Source organism: Chitinophaga agrisoli (genome assembly GCF_008386695.1).
GTDB classification, from domain to species: Bacteria; Bacteroidota; Bacteroidia; order Chitinophagales; family Chitinophagaceae; genus Chitinophaga; species Chitinophaga agrisoli.
In genome coordinates this window covers 1,080,016-1,101,075 of the sequence record NZ_VUOC01000002.1, presented here as the reverse complement: position 1 = coordinate 1,101,075, position 21,060 = coordinate 1,080,016, and the positions used below count along the sequence as shown (strand labels likewise).

Below are 21,060 nucleotides of genomic sequence, written 5' to 3'. Positions count from 1 at the left end.
ATGCCAGGGGCTACTTCCTGTACCTGTAATTGCCTTAAACCACTGTTTGATTACCTGATTGCCTCGCACCGGCTCTTTACACCGGCTACAGACAATATGTTGGTCTCCTCCCTCGTGCAGGACGCCACAGATGCGGGGTATACGGTAGATTATACCTCCTGCGCGGTATTAAACGACAATATAAATAAGACTTTTTACGCGGTCACTACAGAGCAAACAGCTGCTATTTACAAAGCCAGGATTGGGGACTGCGTGGTGTCATTGAAATCGCTTAATGGTAACCCTGTAACTTTTGATCAGCTGGCAAGCGATGCCTGTAGCAATGGCACTAAGGTCACCTACCGGGCAGCAGACCTGATAAGGGTATCGCTACCGGTAACAGAGGGAATGACGCTGTATAATGTCATTGCATCAAATAAGTTGTTTACAGATCCTTTTTACACAACATCCAATACGGAATCATCTCAGATTGTTAAAGATACATTGAGCCAGAAAATGGTAGCCGCTCTCCAGAATAATTATGATACAGCTACTGAACCGAACCTTGAGCAATATCAGGTTTACAGTTTTTTTAGGTTTGCCGGTGTATCAGGAATACCTGCCAATGCTACTATAAAAACGGCTTATCTTATGTTGTATGCTTACCCTGAAGGGTTTATGCCACCTGTTTATACTAAGGCACATATCACATCCGCTGAAGAAATGGAAGACCCGGTAAAAATAGTAATGCCTCCCCGGCAATGGAGTAACAGCACAACAGATTTCGGCACTTTGCAGCTGGGCGGTGACTGGGGAGCGGTAAATGGACGTCCGGAAATACATATTGACAGCAGCTTTGAAAATATCAGCTTTGATATACATAATTATATCCAATACTGGCAAACTAATGAAAACAAGGGACTGGCGCTAGTGGCTATGGCCCCTTCATGGAATAAAACGCCGTTTTCGTATGCTACCTTCTGTTCCCATAAGTATCCAGACGCGGCAAAGCGGCCAAGGGTCGATATTACCTACACAGGGTCGGCTTCCAGCATAGTGGCGGAGCTGCAGGTCGATTCCTGTTACGCATGTACGTCTGTTTCATCCGGCATCTGTTATAGCGCTATTACCGATACCAGCGTAAATCCATACCTCTACGGATTAGCCGGGAATTGGCGGCCATCCAAGGCATATACCTATTACGGCGCCCGAACGTCGGCTGCTTTTGGGCAGCATACCGATATCCGCAGGGATGGGGCCACCAGCAATTTCTTATATTTCTGGGGCCCGGATAACTTTGGCAAGCTGTCCCCCCAGTACAACGATGCAGTCTGGGTCTGGAATTCCGAAAGCACCCTCTTTAACCGCAAAGGCTTTGAACTGGAGAACAAAGATCCTTTAGGCCGCTATAATGCCGGTTTATACGGATATGACCATACATTACCCATTGCAGTAATACAGAATAGCCACTACCGGGAGAGCGCCTTTGACGGTTTCGAAGATTATTTTTTCGAGCCTAACCTATGCGATACCACCTGTTCCGGTGACAGGAACTTCGATTTCTCCCTCTATAAGGCCAAACTGGATACTATACAGAAACACACCGGTAAATATAGCCTGCGTGTGGAGAGCGGATCATCTGCAGGCATCAGCGCTCCGCTGGTGAGTGGAGAAAATGACGTCTTCGGCCTTACTGTTAATACCGCAGTAAGCGATTGTGGCGATGGCAGCCAGGTGTTGAAGAGCGTACGCCTGAATGCAGATGCGCTACTGCCTGTATTCTCTCCTATATCAGGAAAGCAGGCGCTGCTAAGCGCCTGGGTAAAAGAAGCGCAGGAATGCCATTGTATGAGCTATACCGGCAGCCAGGTAAGCATCGTAGTAGAGACGCCCGGCGGCAATCAGGTTTTTATAGCTAAACCGGCGGGTAATATCATAGAAGGCTGGCAAAGAGTAGAGCAGGTTGTAGATATACCCACCAGCGCCACCAGGATCTCGATCAACCTGCAATCTACCGGGAATACAGCGGTATATTTTGATGATGTAAGGATCCATCCTTACAATGCAAATATGAAGTCATTTGTATATAACCCGGTAAACCTGCGATTGGTAGCAGAGCTGGATGAAAACAACTATGCCACTTTTTACGAGTACGACGATGATGGTACCCTGATCCGCCTGAAGAAGGAAACGGAGAGGGGCATTAAGACCATCAAGGAGACCAGAAGTGCCATGCTGAAAGAGCAATAAAAATGTTAACAGGATTTCCCAATCTCAAGGATATGATGCATTACCTGCATAAACAAAAGAAAATAGGGCAATATATAGTGCTGTTCGTCCTGCTGGCCTTTACCAACAGCGCGTGGGCCCAAACGGGGAGCAGTATCTTTAAAAAGGTGCTGGACGGCGGTAAAGGACAGCTTGTAAAGGACGCTGCTATCACCATTCAGGATACGGCTTATTTTAGCGCAACGCTGCAAAACAAGCTGGATACCCCGTATAAGGTGACTAACATTGTTACTTTTAAGATCAACGAATATGCGCCCGTATACCTGCCCGCGCAGTTCACCGCCACCGCCAGGATCCGGGTTATTTATACAACCCGCGACCATACGATCGATTCTGTTACGGAAAAAGTGCTCGAGATCAATTATGATACGGCAAAGGCATATGCGGTAAGGAGCAGCTTTGTGTTCCGGGATGCGCACGAGGTAACCGTGAAAGTACTGGATATTACTACTTCCATCTCCGGCGTTATCCCGGCGCTTGTATTGGAGAACGAACTGCAGGCCCAGCCGGCGTATAAACTCTCCTGTATAGACGACGCTGTGCATAAGATCACTCTGGATGTTGCCGCCAATACGGATTCGACGGACGAGCTGCGGGTAACCTGGGATAATGCTATAGGCGCTGATGAATACGACCTGGAATGGGCTTATATAGATTCCAGTGCCTTGAAAAAATATGGCACACATCCCAATGCAGCATTGATATTTGATAATAATGCTAGCCGGGTAACAGTTAAGGATAATGCCTACGCTATACCATTGTTATACGATAATGGCGGTATCCTGTATATGCGCGTACGCGCGATAATAGATAATGGTAACAACCAGCGGATAGAAACTATCTGGAGCTCAGATTTTCCGGATGGGCTGGGTAGTTATATCTTCACTGGGCACCAGCGCCGTTTAAACTGGCAGTCCGATGTCAGTTATGCCGAAGACGGCAAACGCAAAGCAGTAGTACAATATTTTGATGGCAGCCTGCGCAGCCGCCAAATGGTCACAAAAGATAACACAACCGGCACTACGGTTGTGGGAGAGTCTTATTATGATTACCAGGGCCGGCCTGTTATACAGGTACTGCCTGCGCCTACCATCAATACGATCATTAAGTACAGCCGGAATTTCAATACGGCCGTGAATGGAGGAGAATACGATAAGGACGGGTATGATCATATGCTCGATTCCACTGAATTTCTGACGGCCAGCGCAGCGGAGATGTCTGCAGACAGCGGCGCCAGCCGCTACTACTCTCCTAACAATCCTGAAAGGGACAATGGTATTAACCGTTTCATCCCCGACGCCCAGGGCTATCCCTTTACAGAAACTTCCTATACTCAGGATAATACAGGCAGGATCAGCAGGCAGGGAGGAGTAGGCCCGGTATATAAACTGGGTAGCAACCATGAAACCAAATATTATTATGGCAGTCCCGGTGATAATGACCTGGACGCTTTATTTGGAACAGAAGCAGGGGATAAGACCCATTATTTCAAAAATATGGTCCGGGATGCCAATGGGCAATACTCCATAAGTTATGTGGATATGCACGGCCGTACCATTGCGACCGCGCTGGCCGGCTTGCCGGATAGCGCTAGTCTGGATGCACTACCTTCCTACAGCGTGTATAGCACTATGGATGTGCTGTCAAAGCCAGGAAGCAATGTGGTAAAAGAAATGGTGATGGAAAGCCGGCAATCCCAGGTGGTGGCTATACCATCGGATTACGAGTTCTCCTATTCCCTTACGCCGCCGGTGCTGCAAAAACAAAGCTGCGCACCGGATGGCAGCATCATTTGTTACCCTGCGCTGTATGACCTGGAGATAACTATTACAGATGATAGCTATAACCTCGTGCTGGACGGAAAACCGGTAAGAAAAGTGGTGTACAATTATAAACGGGGAAATATCCAGCTGGGCGCTTGTAACGACGCGCTTCCTTCCTTTGATACGACTTTTGTAGTGAACCTGAAAAAAGGAAACTATGAAATTACCAAGCGGCTCACGATCAGCCAGGAAGGGCTGGATTATTACCGGGATAGCATATTTCTACCGTCCAATCTTTGCAGAACATTGGACGACTTTATACAGCAGCAGCGTTTATTGGTGGCAAATATGCAATGTGTGCCTACCTGCCAGTCCTGTTTAGATGGTTTAGGTACATTGGATGAGTTCCGGTCGCGTTATATCAATGCTCTCGGCGACGGTGACATTCCTTCCGATTCACGGATACAATTAGCCTACCGGGAGGCCCAGGAGAATTGTGATGCTTTGTGTAATAAGGTAACCGAGGCAGAGGACCTCCGTAAAGCCATGCTGATGGATGTAACACCTCCCTCCGGCCAGTATGCCAATATTGATAATGAACTGGATACCTGGTCTGTGTTCTATACATCCGGAACAGATACCTTGCCCCCCTACCAGCGCCCGTATCTGTTATACAAGGATGAGTTGGGCAACCCGGACCATGTGCACGATGATATTACGAATGCCGAAATCGCGCCGCAGAACCTGGAAAAGGACCGGTTTTCCGCCAACTTCAAGTCTTCCTGGGCAGAAACCCTGCTGCCGCTTCATCCTGAGTATTGTAAGTTGTTGGAGATGGAAAAACATAACAGCAGTTATAATTGGGATAAGCTATTTGGCGCGGTGGATACCTACGCTGAGGCAAAGGAAAAAGGATATCTGAACCCCACTGCTAATACGCTTATCGCTCCATTTACCGCGTATCATGCGGTGCCGGAAAATGAAGATTCCCTGGCGCTGGAGAGCGCGGATTTGCAAGCCAAGCTGGAAGAGAAGCTGAGTAACTATCAGCAGAATGGTTATTCCATATGGAGCCTGGCGGTGATCGCTATAAAATGTAAACAATCTGAAACAGCCTGTGCCAGTCAATACAGCATTGCGGGAACAGCCTTTGATGAAACCTCCCTGTGTGAGGGTGAGCTGGATATGGCCTGGCGGACTTTCCGTGAAATGTACCTGCAGGCAAAGCGGGATATCATCAACGGTCTAATTCAGCAGTCCTGTCCGGGGCCTAAAGCCTCCGATCTGACTGCAGCAGGTAAGCAACCGCATTTTAACAATACAATAGAATTGTTGAACCAGCAGGGAATAGGCTACATGAATAACAGTGACGGTACCGCTGCTCAAAATGCCGCCAATGTGGCCCTACAGCAATCCTATGATAGCACTTGTGCTGCTTATGCAGAGTACTGGTTGCAGCAGGTAGCGCCGTGCCAGTACAATTCTGATGCCTGGAGAGATATAAAGGCTAAACTGATCCAGGTTTGTAAAGAAGGGTCAGATATTGACCATCCTTATGGATCCAGTACGGTAAAGCCGGGAAGTACCAATGAGTATAAGAGCTTTGCAGATGTGCTGAATGAATATAATAGTCAGCATTCCGCCAACCCACTGGTATGTAATGGGGAGATGATCACGGCGCCTAAGCCATATGATAAACAATCCGCCTTTGTTAATAAAACCTTGTACGGCAAACCGGCGGACTGTGAATGTACCAAGCTGACTAAATTGAATGGCGAGTACCGGGCAAATGCAACAGCCGCGGATACCAGTTTTGCGGCATACCTTTTCCGTACCAGGCGTATAACCATGTCTGATGACGAGTTAAACCAGCTAATGACGGCCTGCAACGGCAATAGTACTTGTGGCTATTTTCCCCAACCCATTACCATCCCGCCGGCATTGCAGTGTTATACGGGAGATATCTGTGTAACCTGTCAGACGGTAGACAGCTTGTATAACTTATTCAGTACTACCTATCCCGGCAATTTGCCGGCAATAGAAGAAACAGATGAAACCCAGGCGAAGAAAAACACCTTGTTCGCCAATTTTATGAACAACCGGCTGGGTTTCAATAAACAGGCATGGGAATACCTGGATTTTCGTAAACAATGCGAGCAGCAGTCAAATCCCACCTTTGCCCGTGTATTATCTTCACAGGCAGCCCAGATAGGGACTACATGTGATCAGTTGCAGACTTTAAAGCAACAGTTCCTGCAATTATACCCTGCATCCATGGGCGACACAGTGACGGTGAACAGGAATATACCGGTAGTTGATGTGCTGCACCTCAGGGTTTTCGAAGATGATTCTACTGAGCAACCAGCATTTCGCTCACAGGCTGCTTTAGCTGCAGTTGTATGGACGGATACCAGGTGGTACCGTTTACGGGATAATATCACCTTTAGTTTTGCTAAGCTGGCAAAGGATGCCGTTATTACAAACGCGTCATTAACCTTAACTGGCAAACCGGATGACATTGACTTTTATCTTGGGTATGGTTCTGAATATAAGGCGATTGGATATGACAACACTTATGGAGTTTTTGAACGGGCATTGGGGCCGGTTATCGAAAATGTAACAACGTGGAGTAGCCAGCCTGCTACTACGGCGGCTAACAGGTTAGCATTGCCGCCATTGCAGGAGGGATACCGTACCAACAGTTATCCTGACCAACCTTGTACCGGGTTGGCAAAGGACTTATATATGGATTACCTCCGGGGTAATTATAACGGGTTGATCTTCCGCCTCAACGAAGATTCGTTGAATAATGTATACAGAGGGATGACGCTCTGGTCTAATGGCGCTGCCGCTCCATCTAATGTAGCGCCTGTTTTAAAGGTAATCTACAAAGCCAGCCGTTGCGAGGAATTTGTAGCGTATATGAACGAGCAACTGCCACATTCGGCATTCACTCCTCAAAGCCTCGAGGCGCTTTACATGTCTGTATGTGGCGCCGGTGCAGGTATCTGCAGCCCCGCCGATACATATCCCACTTATAATGGTCCTTTGCTCTGTGATAAAGCAACGCCGCTTTTTGGTCCGGTAACAGAAAGCATCAATAATTGCTCGGATAACGAGTTCTTCGCTATCAGCACCGGTACCGAATTGTATAAAGCTTACAAAGATTCTATACGTAACAGTTTTGACAGTGCTTATATAAACACCGCCCTGCAGGCGGCTACCTTGGAAGACTTTAAGGTGAAATACAATGCCAGCGAGTATCATTACACCTTATATTATTATGACCAGGCAGGTAACCTGATCAAGACCATCCCGCCGGCCGGTGTAGTCGTGAACCGTACGCAACCCTGGCTGGATGCGGTGAAAAACGCGCGAGCCGCCGGGCAGTCAAAAGTACCGGAGCATACCATGGCTACGGAGTATCATTATAACACGCTGAACCTGGTAATTGCCCAACAGACACCGGATGCCGGCCAGAGCCGGTTCTGGTATGACCGCCTGGGAAGACTGGCTGTTTCACAGAATGCGAGGCAGGCGCCGTTGAAGGCTTACAGTTATACGCTGTATGATCCGCTGGGCCGTATTATAGAAGTTGGGGAGATCTCCAGCGGCGAGACGATGAGTGATGACATCAGCCGTAATGATAACGCCTTGACCAGCTGGATTGCGCACGCCGAAAACACCAAAGCACAGATCACCCGTACCACTTATGACAAGCCCTATACGCCACTCGAAGGAGCGGAGGAAGGTCATATTCTATTGGCTGCTAATGTCCGTAACCGCGTGTCCTGGTCGGCCGTCTACAATACAAAAACTGATCTGGATAGCAATAAATATGCAGCGGGTACTTTCTATAGTTATGATATCCATGGTAATGTGGATACCCTGGTGCAGGATTTCAGGAAAAGTCCCTTACAGGCGGCCGGTAACCGCTGGCGTAAGATGGTATACCGCTATGATCTGATCAGCGGTAAGGTAAACGAAGTGGCTTACCAGCCTGGGGAGCCGGATGCGTTTTATCACCGCTATAGCTATGATGCCGAGAACAGGCTCACCAACGTAGAAACCAGCCATGATAGCATCTATTGGGAAAATGATGCCTTTTACCAGTATTATAAGCACGGGCCCTTAGCCCGGGCCGTACTGGGACAGCAGCAGGTACAGGGACTGGACTATGCTTACACTCTCCAGGGCTGGCTTAAAGGGGTGAATAGCACCGCCCTTACACCCGGCTTCGATATGAGCGGTGATGGCGCCAGTGGTAGTATCGTTGCTAAAGATGCTTTTGGCTTTGCCTTGCACTACTTTGGTAACCGGGACTATAACCCCATTAAGAGTTCTGTTAAACCCTTTGCAGAGGGCGTGGATGCCGGTAGCAATTTCCGGCCGCTATTTAACGGTAACATCGCAGCCATGAGCGTACATTTACCCACCCTGGGCGAGCCGATGCTCTATGCTTACAACTATGATGTACTGAACAGGCTGACGGCGATGAACGCCCTGCGTAATCTGAATAAGACTACCAATACCTGGATGCCCTCCCTGCTGGAGGATTTTAAGGAGAGGGTTACCTACGATGCTAACGGTAACATACTCAGTTACCTGCGGAATGGTAACCAGACATTCGCCGGAAAGCCGCTTGGGATGGATAGCCTTAGCTATGCATACATATCTGACAGAAATCAGCTGGATCATATTGAGGATAAGGTTGATTCTATGGCGTATGACAACGATATTGATAGTCAATTGGGGGGTAACTATGCCTATGATTCTATCGGGAATCTTATCCGGGATACTAAGGAGGGCATTGATTCCATTAAATGGACAGTATATGGCAAGATCCAGAGTATCCATAAATCCAATGGCACTAACATCTACTATACGTATGATGTGACCGGTAACCGGATCAGTAAAAATGTAAATGGTAAGCAGACCTGGTACGTACGGGATGCCAGTGGTAATATCATGAGCGTATATACCGTTGGCGACGCTACTGTTAATAATGGGGACCTTACCCAAACGGAAACGAACCTGTATGGTAGTAGTAGGTTGGGTATGAGTACTTTATATACTAATATACAGCATACGGTGCTGCCTGTTACCACAAATATGCCAGGACTGGGAACCGGAATAAATATTACATTTACGCGCGGTAATAAGATCTTTGAATTAAGCAACCATCTGGGCAATGTGCTGGTGACGGTGTTGGATGTGAAGAAGGGCGTGAGTGTTGATGGGAGTACGGTGGATCACTACGAGGCGAAGATTGCTTCCGCGCAGGATTATTATCCGTTCGGGATGTTGATGCCGGGCAGGAATGGTCATAAAATAGCCGGTGGTTGGTCTTCCGGGAATAGTGTGGTGAATGGGTATAGTGTGCCGGAGTCGTTGACTGTTAATAACAGGAGTGGGAACCAGCCGGGAGAGTATGTAGCAGCGGAGAGGATTAGTTTTACGGAAGGGTTTAATAGTGGAGGGGATGATAGGTTTGATGCGAGGATTGCGGACGGGGGATATGTGAGTGAGAGTGGAGGAGTAGGCGGAGGAAATAGTGAGGCGCTGAGCGGGTATAGGTATGGGTTTAATGGGAAGGAGAATGATGGGGAGGTGAAGGGAGAGGGAAATGAGCAGGATTATGGGATGCGGGTGTATGATCCGAGAGTGGGGAGATTTTTGAGTGTGGATCCGATAACAGCGAAATATCCAGAGTTGACGCCTTATCAGTTTGCTAGTAACCGGCCGATAGATGCTATAGATTTAGATGGACTTGAGGCGCTACCAGTTGCTGAAGGAGAAGCAGCCCCAGTTATGAGACCGATTATAGGAGGCTTACGTACACCTATGCCTATGGCTCCGTATACAAGATATGGAGTAAGCCCGGCGGGAGCTGCTTATGAAGAAAATCCGCTAAGTACTATAGAGCAAATTAAACAGGCCGAAGAGCATAGAAGAGAAGAGTATTTATTGAACAATGTGCTGATTGGCGGAAAATGGGTGCCACGGTTTGAGGACGAAGTGCGTGATCTGAGAGCTAAAAGGACTCAAGCTGCTCTTGAGCAATTTGATGAAAATCGTACCGGTGGGATTTTTGTAAACAGTAGGGGCAGAATGCTTAGAGGAAGGGGACGTGGATATAATATAAATAGATTTGGGGGTGAAAGTAATTGTGCAGGATGTACAATAGCCGGTGATGCAACTTTGAATGGAAGGCCGGCAATAGCATTAAATCATGAACCTATGACCGCCGAAGATTTTTTTATGTGGTTTTCTCCATTAAAGGTGCCAACGCGCCATGAAAAGCTGAAGGAGATTGAAACTCTTATGAAGCAGGCTGGCGATGGTGCAACAGGAGTTATTTTTGGGCACAGAGCAAATATTGACGGGCTTCCCGTGGATGGGCATTTTTTCAATGTTGTAAACGAAAAAGGGAAGATCAAATTTCTGGATTTTCAACAAAAGCCCAATAAACAGGTTATAGATACTAAAAATTTAATGCAAAGAGAGGGGTATGATGCGCTGTTTTTTAGAACTACAAATCGCTAATTATGATAACAAGAGAAGATGCAATAAAAATTGCAGACGAATATTTAAAATCTAAATCTGAGAAGTCGAAATATGAATTTGTATTGTTGACAGATGCAATTAAGGAGTTTGAATATGGATGGATTTTTTTTTATCAAAATAAAAAGTACTTGGAGACGGGGGATGAAATGCATTTGCTAGGAGGGAATGGCCCCATAGTAGTAAATAAATTTGATGGTAGTATTTTTAAACTAGGAACTGCAAGAAAACCAGGCTATTATATTGAGGAATATATTAAACTGATGGGATTGAAAGATTGAATTAGGCTCTTTAAACTTAGGTTAGGGTAAGGAGCTATCGAAAGTACATCTTTAAATGAAATGTTTTGAAGTTGCTATAAATGAGAAAGGATACGTGGAGCAAGTAGTGTGGCAGGTTATTATACAACTCCCTTATAGAAGGTGGACTGGATTTAAATGAAATCCCGAAGCAAATATTGAAATAATTCATGGCTGGATATGGAGTTGCCCACGGAGTGTAGTGATTGCAATTATGAGTTCTGGATATAAATTTATTACAATTAAGAAGAGTTGTATGCAGGGGGCGTTATCGTGAGAAGCGACTGAATGGGTTCACTAAAGCTGGGATAGGAAAGAGTGGGTATCGTTATGGGTTTAATGGGAAGGAGAATGATCGGGAGGTGAAGGGAGAGGGGAACCAGCAGGATTATGGGATGAGGGTGTATGATCCGAGGGTAGGGAGGTTTTTGAGTGTGGATCCCCTCAGTAAAAATTATCCATGGAATAGTACATATGCTTTTGCAGAGAACGATGTATTGAGGAATATTGATTTGGATGGGGCTGAGAAATTGCCGTGCTTCGAGGCATTTCCTAATAGTGGCAAACGAACGGTATTAGATTATATAAATGCGGCCAATAATGCAGGGATCGCTTTTTTAAACCTTATTCCTAACACTTGGAATGGTATCGAGGCGTCTGCTGAAAGTGCTTGGAAAGGTGAATATCTGAAAGACTTGAAAAAGGAATGGAATGTAGTTGGACCATCGCTTTGGAATGGAGCTGTTGGGTTGATTAGGGATCCCGTTTCTGCTGTCTCCTCTCCTGAGGCGGTAACTTTTGCATTTACTATCTATATGGGTAGTGGGGAATGGAACTTTAAGCCAATAACTTCTAATGCGTCTGAAATCGCCCGATTATCGGGAATAAGAGAGGCTAGTATTTCTAAGAATGGTACAGGATTTAATTCAATTGGTAGGGGTAGGAATATTGCGTACATGGAGGGAATTGTCGAAGGTGAGCCATTTTATGAGTTTGCAGTCAGTGGGGAGAATATGTCGCAGGGCGTACAACTTTCTTTAGACGGATCAAGGAGCTTTAGGAATTTTAGAGTGAATAATGTTCGAACCAATGGGTGGGATTCAGAAGTAAAACTATTTGAACATTTTACAAAAAAATTTGGCCCAGATCCGGTAAAAGGAAAACTGAAGTTAGTTACAGAGAGAACGATGTGCCCCGGATGTCGTCTCAATCTTGAGCAATTTAGGACTAAGTTCCCGGATCTAGAACTCGAAATCAAGGAGCTGTCTCCTATTAATCTTTATAAGAATGGAACAGCTGATGGAGACTTTTCTAACTTTTTTAATGATTTTAAAGGTGCAAAAGCTACAGGAAATTAAAGCTAGACTTGTAAAGACGAAAACGCAATTGAAACCTTGCACGCCTCAGGAAGTGATCAAGGTGGAAGAATTTTACAAAGTAAGTCTTCCGGCGGTTTATAAAGAATTTCTATTAATGATGGGGAAAGGTGCGGGAGAATATATGGCTGGATCATCAGTCTTTTATGATGAGATTTTTTTTCTGAGGCAGTACGCAAAAGAATTGATCAGAGATAATTCATTACAGCCGTTGCCGGATAATGCTTTTGTCTTTTGGTTACATCAGGGGTATCAGATGGCTTTTTTTCTATTGGATGAGAATGAACACTTGCCTGTATATTATTTTGGGGAGGGTGAGGGGATGAAAAGTGTTGAGATCCGGTACAGCAGATTCATTGATTTCTTAGAACAAGAATTAACAATGTCATTTAGAGATGTAAACTTGAAATGGCATCAACGCGTTTTTGGGTGGGTCAAGCAGATGGTGAAAGTGCCAAAATTTTTTAAAGAGTAAAGAAGGTCAAGATTTATTAAGCAACAGTAGCATAAATGACATTTGTAATGGAGACGTATAAGCAAATCGATCTGCCCTTACTTCTTGAACATATAAGAAATCACGTACGCTGGGAATATGCAGAGCACGTTAGACTACTTGTACAGGAAGAGGAGAAGGTAAGTCTTGATGTGTATACTATAGTGCAATAGTATTAATTGAAAGAATATCCTGTAACATTATTTATATCATAGCTATTGCATAATTTTGATTATCCTCAAAATTCAACGCTTTATACCTGTGATAAATATAATTATACTGAAAATAAAATCGTTAGGTGACAGTGGGCTTATTTTGTTACTTGGTAATCAGCCTATTGTGACGAGATTTTTTTTGATAACAATGCTTTTCGCCTGCAACCCCAAAACTAGCGTTAACGACACGCAGATCCAGAAAATAGTAATTAAAATCGGCCTGGCTTATAAAATCGATCTAGAAAAAGAAACCTACACAGTCTGTTTCAGGAACGGCTCTACTTATAATTGTAAGTTTAGTTTGAGTGATAAAGATAAACAGGACATCTTAAAAATAGCGCAGAAAGCCCCCAAAACGGATGTTGTATATGTGTAAAAAAAAGAGAATGACTCGTTACTAATGAAAAATAATATATAATGCCTGAGATGAACTGTAGATTTGGTAATATCATACCTATGGGAGAGATACCTAATCCAAATGAGTGGTTATTTATTTCGGACGTTGAATATGACAAATTTTTTGATACAATAGATGCAGAGGTGTTGTACATGCAAATGAAAGGAATGTTGAAGTGTGATCAGTGCGGCAGGCTTTGGTTTTTCTGGAATGGTTATGACAAAGAGCCAATCTGTTATATACAGGAATAGTAAGCAGGGAGAAGCACAGGGAGAGACGAAGATTGTCAGATAGTCAACATTTCGGGGTAAAACGATAAACAATGAGAAAGGACAAGCGCTGGACAAAAATCATCATAAGAGTGCTAAGCGGTGAAAAGAACATTCCTTCTCCTTTTTCTGAAGAAGGAAAGATCGAATCAGTATTTATTGTTGTCTTGAAGGATACTAAAATGGGCTATGGAATGATATGGTGCTCTAAAACCCATCGGGGGATACATTTATCAAGAATGCAGGTCCCCGACACGGTAAACTATCTATTTTCAGATGAAATTGTAAACTTGGATCACGTTCCTCAGATCAAATTTGAACAGATAGGATAATACAAATGCGCATCACTATTCCTATGAAATATAAAATCAACATATTACTCCCAATTATTCAGGTATTCTTCTTTATCTTTTCTTACGAATTAATAAACATTGTAGCCCATAAAATGGACTGGGTTACTTCAAGAGGAGTGGCATGGGGAGTGTCAATGGAGTATTATTGCTTCATTTATCTACTCTTTGTCCTGATTTCAAACGCACTCATTTACTTTTTCCCTGGTAAGACATTGCTTATTGCTATTGCGAGTATAGTCGCCTTCAGCATTTGGGTAGCGCCAACTCTAAACGGTTATCCTTACAGAAGCGCGATAGTCATCATAATTGGGGCGTTAGGCTTTTTGATAAACTACATTGCATATCAGATAATAAAGCGCAGGGAAAGCCTGAAACATCAAAATGGGATAGAAAACACCCCACACGAAATGCCAGCAAACCCTGCCAACATAATCTACGAACCGTCAACCATTCCCGCCAACGGCGTCATCTTCCTCCTCGCCAATTGGAGTGGCCCTGCGATCGCCCATTTTCAATACATAAAGTTCTTGCTGGCTCCGTACCCCAACCTCCCTTTATACGTCTACGATATCGACAAAGAAAACTTCCTCAGATTTATGGAAAAATATAATATTTTAAGCCACGGTAACGGGGAGGTATTTTGGTTATACAAAGGAGAAATACAATCCCGCATACAAAACTACGATAAGGACAGAAAACACGCACCTGAGTATATGAAAACCCTGTGCGAAAAATTTAATCAGGGATAATAAAACCTATGAAAAAAGCAGTCGCCGGAATAATTATCGTCATTTTCCTGGGAGGCAGCCTCTTGATCGCTGCCTACTTCTACATTTCACAGTTGATCCTCTCCGGTACACCGGCAACAAAACCTCCAGTCAACGATTCCACATTAACAACACCAACGTCTACCGTAGAAAATACCACAACATATGAAGACACAATATCCATAGATGAACCACAGGATCATATGCCCATTGATTCCGTTATATCAATGATTGATCCCCGCTACGCGAAGAAAGAGCTAAAAGCTTTTATATACCCTTATAATGACACACTGGAAACAGTATTTATAGAAGATTCATTAAAGAATCTCAGCTGCAAGCTATATTTCCTGAGCAATATTACTACCATCATTGATGACACCCTTAAACCAGCAAATGCAAATAACCTGCTGGCCGGTATCAAAGAGAAAAAGGCAGTACTTTTACTCAATGAAAATAATATTCCCTGGGAGGGCGCCACCGATGATGTAGACATGATAATCCCTAATGCATTGCTGAATTTCAATTACAACGGGCAAAACTGCTTACTCTTTGACTTGTATCATATGGCATTCACACCTGTAGGCAGTTACCCGGTCTATCTGCTCCTGGTACTGGATCAACAAAAACAAGTCACCTACCAGGTACGGATCGATGAACCATTGACGCCGGAATTATTAAAAGAATACCTGTCACCGGAACAACGGGAAAGCAATCAGATCATAGATCTCTTCAAATCTAAGAATGCTGACGCGATCCTGGATCATTGTGGTTTTCCTTTTCTGTTAAGAACAGCGGAGGGCGGAGATACTGCCGGTATAGCAGATGGCCGTATTCTCAAGACCAGGCTTAACGACTTTTTAACAAAGGATGATGTAAAGGAATTTTTCGCCGGAAGGAAACGGGTTGATGTGCACGAGCACACCATTTCCTATGAGGTTAGGGATTATAATCAAGACGGAGAACTGGAATCTGAGTCTGATCTCGTTTTTTATTTCAGGAAAAACGGACATGGAAAAATTGAGTTATACCAGATTGTACTGGCAGGATAATTTAATAAATAAAGTATGAAATACATATTGACAATTCTGGCGCCGGTCATTTGCCTGCTGGCATCCTGCGCGCCGCAACATAAAGATAACAGGGCCATGGCGGATAGTCTTCGGCTGCCGTCTGCCGCCAGCGGTGATGTAACCACCGTAACGCCGGTAGCACAAGAGAAAAAGCAGCGGCCGAAAGCAGACGTTGCCACAATAGATACCGCGCTATTCTTTACCTACCTGTATAAAACATACAAATATGATTCCACGGTAGAAAGACGGGTACGGATGACAACAAGCTTTAACGAAGATACCATCAGCCAAACAGTACGCCGGACTACTACCTTCCGCAATAAAGACGCCGATGTCACCTACACATTTAATGGCGTGGGTATCCGCGAAAACGAGTTTGAAGGGTTCGACAGCTCCTTTGTCAGCATTACGGTCAACGGCAAACTAATCACCCTATATAATGACGAAACAGGGAAGGTAATCAATAGCAAGGATGATATAGACTTTGATAACGAGCCCCTGGTATTCGTTATTGGCGGAAAACAGTGGCTGTTGCTGCAGGGATCATCGAGGCTGGCGGAAGGCCATTTCCGGCAAATTATGCATACCGTGTTAATTAACATGAGCAGTCAGCAACCGAGAGGGTACTTGCTATATAGTTTCGGTGAACTAGCCGGCAACCTTTATCCAAAGCTAAGCGCCCGGGGGGATAGCATTCAGTTGCTGTTAACATCTCCAACCGCCGACGAAGACGGCAGTTACGAAACTATGATAGATGTAGAAACCGTCACATTGCCATTAGAATAATAGTTAAGCCTACCTCACCACCGGAAAAGCCACCACCCTCACCTTTGTGCACCCATAGGGCACAAGCGTGATCTCGTGCACGGCACTATCCACCTTGCCTTTATAAATCCCCTCTCTATCCGTCACCGGCTGATAGGCCACTCCATTAGCCACCTTCCAATCCGGCAGCTGTTTCGCCGGCGCGGTGATCTTCACCGGCGCATGCGCCAGGTTCCATACAAAACTATCATCCACCGGCTTCACCACGCTAAAATGCAACTGTTCCCCAGGCTTATCAACCCCCGCTTTTTGCAACGCATAATTCCATGCCCCTTCAGGATACACGCTAAAATAATCCCCTTCTACCGCATCATGTTCCTTTCCCCATTTCTCCTGCAGTCGCAAAGCATACACCAGCGGCCCTCTTTCCACCGCCCGGGAGTTCCGGCCCCAGGTAGAGGTGGTGATCTCCATAGGGAGCTGCAACGCAAGCTTATCGCCGTTTTTCCAGCTACGATCCAGTGTAACCAGTTGTCCGCCGGCGGCGCGTTGTAATGGCTGACTATTCAACAATATAACCGCTTCTTTACACCAGGCAGGTATACGCAGCTGTAAGGGAAACGAAACTGTCTTAGAAGCGGCAAGCGAAAAATGTATCACATCCTCAAAAGGGTAGGAGGTAGTTTCATGAATGGTCACCGGGGTGCTATCTTTACCGGCTTTCACATGCAAACTACAAGGTCCATAGGCCAGCGCAGCCAGCCCGCCTTCCGGCGATGCATACCACAGATGCTGCGCAAATTTCGTCCAGCCCTGGTGCATATTAGCCAGGCAGCAGGTATACCCGCTGCGCATGCCCAGCACATTACACATCTCCCGGTTAAACGGCAATGAGAACTCAAACACGCCTCTGCTGATCTGCACCTGGTTAGCGACCTGGAAATATTGTTTGGCATTATAATCATCGGTGGTCTGTGTAGGCAGCGCATTAAACGCAATCCGCTCCAGTGCGTCCATATACGGCACGGCGCCGGTGGTGGCAATGATATTCTCCAGGGAGAACATAGCCTCCACTACAGCGCACAGCTCAACGCCCTGTGTAGGTAGATTCCCATTCAGGTCCTCATCACCGGAAAAAATACCCATAGGCAAGCCATGTACCGTCATCAGGTCATGCCAGCCGGTACGTAGGCTGCGCAGGTAATTCGTATCACCGGTACGCTGGTAGTTAACCGCAGGCGCTTTTATACCCATGGCTACATTCACTGCATGGCGGTTCATCCATAGATTATTATCGCGGAAGGTAGTAGTGCTGATCACCCAATCCCGGTTGCCCATCCAGCTGCTCCAGGGGAAGGATTGTGTTTCCAGGTGTGCCGCCAGGTCCAATAGAAAAGCGTCATGGGTGATATTATACAGCCACAGTACCGTCAGCATATTTTCTGGTCCCCGTGCTTCCGCCCATTGGGTCCATTTACCCAGCGGGGCAGTTTTTAGAGCGGCTAACTGGTACCGGAAATAATTGCTCATAAAACGGATCACATAGGTATCGCCGGTGGCGGAGTAATATTGCTGTAGTACCTTTAACATCACCATTTTAGGCCACCAGTCTTCGCCGGCATTGGCATGCGCTGGGTCGATGGTCTGCTGCTGCTCCCGCTCTGCTTTGGTAATGGGCCCAAAATAGCCGGAGGGGCGTTGGTGTGCCAGTGTCCAATGTACATAACGTAGTACTTTTTCCTGCAGTGTTTTATCATCCAGCAGATAGGCCAATGGCAGTGCGCCATCCAGCCAGTACGGGGTTTCTTCCCAGCCATCGCCTTTGCCGCCCAGCCAGCCGTTATCATCCTTTACTTTGGCATAGATCTCGTCCAGATGGCCGGAGGTACCTTTGCGCATGATCAGTAGCTGGTTACGCAACCAGCCTTCCGGTTTAATAGCGCCCAGCGGCAGTTCCTGGTATACCGGCGCGGTGTAGGTTGTTTGTGCCAGGCAAACCGGCAGGCTCAGTACAATATAGATAATACAGGCAGATAACCGTTTCATATCACTCTTTTTCCCGTTAGATGATCAGATGTTCCGGAAAATAATAAATTTCCCCAGATTGGCTATCAAAACTTTAGAAAATAAAACAGCGGAGCAATTATGCCCCGCTGTCAAAGATCTTTACCTGGTAAAGTTCCAGGTACCGTTTAAAATGAACGCCGCGGATACTGTTTTTGGGTAGCAGATCTACCTCACAGGACAGGATCTGCTGAAGCAAAAGCCATACCTGCATCAGGGTACGGGCCTGCTCCACTTTGCCCATCCGCTTTAGTTGTATCCACATATCTATATCACTTTCCCCCGGTCGAAAGCGGCCGTCAATAACAGACCCGAAAACATACAGCGTTTTCACCCGGTGCTGCAGACAGGCTTCCCGGATAGCGGGCAGCCTGTCTGAAAGATAAGGATGCATCAGTTTCTTTTTATCTGGCGAAGAATAGTTGAGTCCGTGATCTTTTTGTCATTGGCAAGCAGTATGGCTTTGCTGACGATAATAGACAAGGTGCTATCGCCCTCAAACGGGAGGAATACCTTATTGGCAAAACCCTTTCCGTCCGGCACAATACAGAGATAGCTATCATTGGGCGCCATGAGGATATTTCCGCTGCCCATATGTATCTTATAGGTAGTGAAAGAACCATCTACTACCAGGAATTTTCCTTCAAAACGGCATTTGTCTGCAATAGGTAGCCTGGGTACCAGGTTCCGCAGCGCCTCCTCCCTGATCTTTGCCGTTACGGATAAGTCGCCAAAGGCATAGTTACGCCAGTACCTGCCGCCTTCTTCCTCGCTCCTGTCATGCCAGGTGGGATCATTGCCTATACTGGTAACGCCAACATAAAGATCAATATCACGCATAACCTCAGAGAACACGATGGGAGGTACCTCGCTAAGGGAGATGATCTTTTTCTTACGCAGGAACATCACCGTATCGGTAGTAACATGGGCAGACCCGCGTACTTTGCTCTCTGCGCCAAGGTATATGCCCCTGGTGGAAAAATTGGCCTGCATTTCCCATGCTGGTAATTTGATATTGGGGCCTGTATATTCCATATCGCTGGGTGTCCATCCCCTTACCTTACAGAGTGCTGCAAACTGGTCTTTGTAAAGGATATGGCTGGCAAAGCGGTTGGAATAGGTACCGGTGGTCTCTTCCGCATCTGTGATCAGGTATACCTCACGGAAAGCCTGTTTAAAAGGTTGCTGTATCTCGTTATTGGTAAAGTAGGTACGCCATTGTAATACATGAGCGGCGTCTGCAAGGATGGGATGCCATAGTTCCACGGTGGTCTCCTCATCCATCCAGTTGAGTATTTCGCCGGATGCCGTGCGGAAACCCTGTGCTGTCCAGATGGCAGCATACTGCATTTCCTGTTTGCTGAACTGCCAGATCAGTCGTTTCCCTAATGCGCCTATAAGAGGATGTGTTATATACAGCGGCAACCAGGCTGTAAATACCCAGCTTTGTGGCTGGCGGTAAACGTTCTCTATCCTGTTTCTGTGGATGTTAAGCTGTTCAGACAGCACCTTCCCGTCCGCCTTTAGCTTTTTTAGTACAGCATCCGCTTCCTTCTTTGCGCTGGTGGGCGGCTTTGCCAGTTTCTGCCCATTTTCCCACCAGACGATGTCCGCAGGCTTGTGTTGCAGCAGGTCAAGCCCAACTGAATAACCACCCGTGCTTAACAGTATGCGATGTTGGGGATCCAGTCCAAAGTCGGGCACCATAGCCTCCTTCATTTGGTCGCTGCTCATGTTCATCGACTTGCCAAGCTTAGTGATCACCGCTTCTATTTTCTTGAGCAGGGGCTTATCTTTTATCTTGCCCTGTATCCGTAATATGCGGGCCAGTGTGATATCCGCTGGCAGCGTCCTGGTGTATATATGGATAACGTCCATACACTCGTGAAGATGACTGCGGCTAAAGGCATCCACCATCGTCATCAGTTCCGTATCAGGAAAAAGGGCGGCTGTATGCAATATGCCACGTAGCAGGCGTCCGCTCAGCGTATAATAAAAATAGTAACCGCTATTGGTATACAGTGGGTTTACATTGTGGTCATAAGTATAATCCAGCTTAAATACCTGGTTCACCCAGTCAGGCGTAGTGGCTTGTTGCTGCAGGGCAGTTTCCAACGAGCTTCCCATAGTCCCGGTATGCTTTTCTGCAAAACGTTTGTTCCAATATTCATCCATCCGACCTTTGTAAGCTTCGTGGTCATCCATCTTGTTGCTGGCCCATTTTACCACATGGTCAATATATACCTCCTTACCAATGGCGGATATTTTTTCAAGCGCTGCCTGATACCATTCATTATCCGGCATAATATTATGGTTATCTAATGCGAGGAAAAGCGTAAACAGTTCCTCCCATTCGCTGCCTGGCGGCACGGTTAATCCTTTTAAAGATCGCATGAT

General features: G+C 46.0%; 13 protein-coding genes. 10 read left to right on the top strand and 3 right to left on the bottom strand.

The features are described 5' to 3' along the window. From F0L74_RS11760 to F0L74_RS11715, 10 genes are all read left to right on the top strand, one after another. Entirely contained in the window at positions 1–2,229 is a 2,229-nt protein-coding gene (locus F0L74_RS11760; RefSeq protein WP_188315970.1) for a hypothetical protein, read from the top strand. Between the two features lie 2 nt (positions 2,230–2,231). Further along, positions 2,232–10,577 (top strand): RHS repeat-associated core domain-containing protein, encoded by an 8,346-nt coding sequence (locus tag F0L74_RS11755; RefSeq protein ID WP_149838058.1) that lies wholly within the window; start codon positions 2,232–2,234, stop codon positions 10,575–10,577. 2 nt (positions 10,578–10,579) lie between these two features. Continuing rightward, entirely contained in the window at positions 10,580–10,876 is a 297-nt protein-coding gene (locus F0L74_RS11750; protein ID WP_149838057.1) for a YrhB domain-containing protein, read from the top strand. A 239-nt stretch (positions 10,877–11,115) separates the two neighbouring features. Next, complete coding sequence (locus F0L74_RS11745; RefSeq protein ID WP_306462924.1) at positions 11,116–12,252, top strand: RHS repeat-associated core domain-containing protein; 1,137 nt, start codon at positions 11,116–11,118, stop codon at positions 12,250–12,252. Beyond that, entirely contained in the window at positions 12,230–12,745 is a 516-nt protein-coding gene (locus F0L74_RS11740) for an SMI1/KNR4 family protein (RefSeq protein WP_213086944.1), read from the top strand. Before F0L74_RS11745 ends, F0L74_RS11740 begins: the two co-directional genes overlap by 23 nt. Before the next feature lie 650 nt (positions 12,746–13,395). Next, positions 13,396–13,626: a DUF8617 domain-containing protein gene (locus tag F0L74_RS11735; RefSeq protein ID WP_149838054.1), complete on the top strand. Its 231-nt coding sequence runs from the start codon at positions 13,396–13,398 to the stop codon at positions 13,624–13,626. A gap of 71 nt (positions 13,627–13,697) precedes the next feature. Next, complete coding sequence (locus F0L74_RS11730; protein ID WP_149838053.1) at positions 13,698–13,976, top strand: hypothetical protein; 279 nt, start codon at positions 13,698–13,700, stop codon at positions 13,974–13,976. 23 nt (positions 13,977–13,999) lie between these two features. Beyond that, positions 14,000–14,746 carry a hypothetical protein gene (locus tag F0L74_RS11725; RefSeq protein ID WP_149838052.1) on the top strand — a complete coding sequence of 249 codons (747 nt, stop codon included), beginning with the start codon at positions 14,000–14,002 and terminating at the stop codon, positions 14,744–14,746. Positions 14,747–14,754: 8 nt separating this feature from the next. After that, complete coding sequence (locus F0L74_RS11720) at positions 14,755–15,813, top strand: hypothetical protein (protein WP_149838051.1); 1,059 nt, start codon at positions 14,755–14,757, stop codon at positions 15,811–15,813. A 15-nt stretch (positions 15,814–15,828) separates the two neighbouring features. After that, complete coding sequence (locus F0L74_RS11715) at positions 15,829–16,620, top strand: hypothetical protein (RefSeq protein ID WP_149838050.1); 792 nt, start codon at positions 15,829–15,831, stop codon at positions 16,618–16,620. 9 nt (positions 16,621–16,629) lie between these two features. Here the strand turns inward: F0L74_RS11715 and F0L74_RS11710 are convergent, their stop codons facing one another. From F0L74_RS11710 to F0L74_RS11700, 3 genes are all read right to left on the bottom strand, one after another. Continuing rightward, the gene (locus F0L74_RS11710; RefSeq protein WP_149838049.1) at positions 16,630–18,645 is read right to left on the bottom strand and encodes a beta-L-arabinofuranosidase domain-containing protein; all 2,016 of its coding nucleotides are present in this window, start codon (positions 18,643–18,645) and stop codon (positions 16,630–16,632) included. 97 nt (positions 18,646–18,742) lie between these two features. Then, a complete protein-coding gene (locus F0L74_RS11705) occupies positions 18,743–19,057 on the bottom strand; it encodes a nucleotidyltransferase family protein (protein WP_149838048.1) in 315 nt (104 codons plus the stop codon). Further along, positions 19,057–21,057 (bottom strand): DUF4132 domain-containing protein, encoded by a 2,001-nt coding sequence (locus tag F0L74_RS11700; protein WP_149838047.1) that lies wholly within the window; start codon positions 21,055–21,057, stop codon positions 19,057–19,059. Before F0L74_RS11700 ends, F0L74_RS11705 begins: the two co-directional genes overlap by 1 nt. Positions 21,058–21,060: the final 3 nt, after the last annotated feature.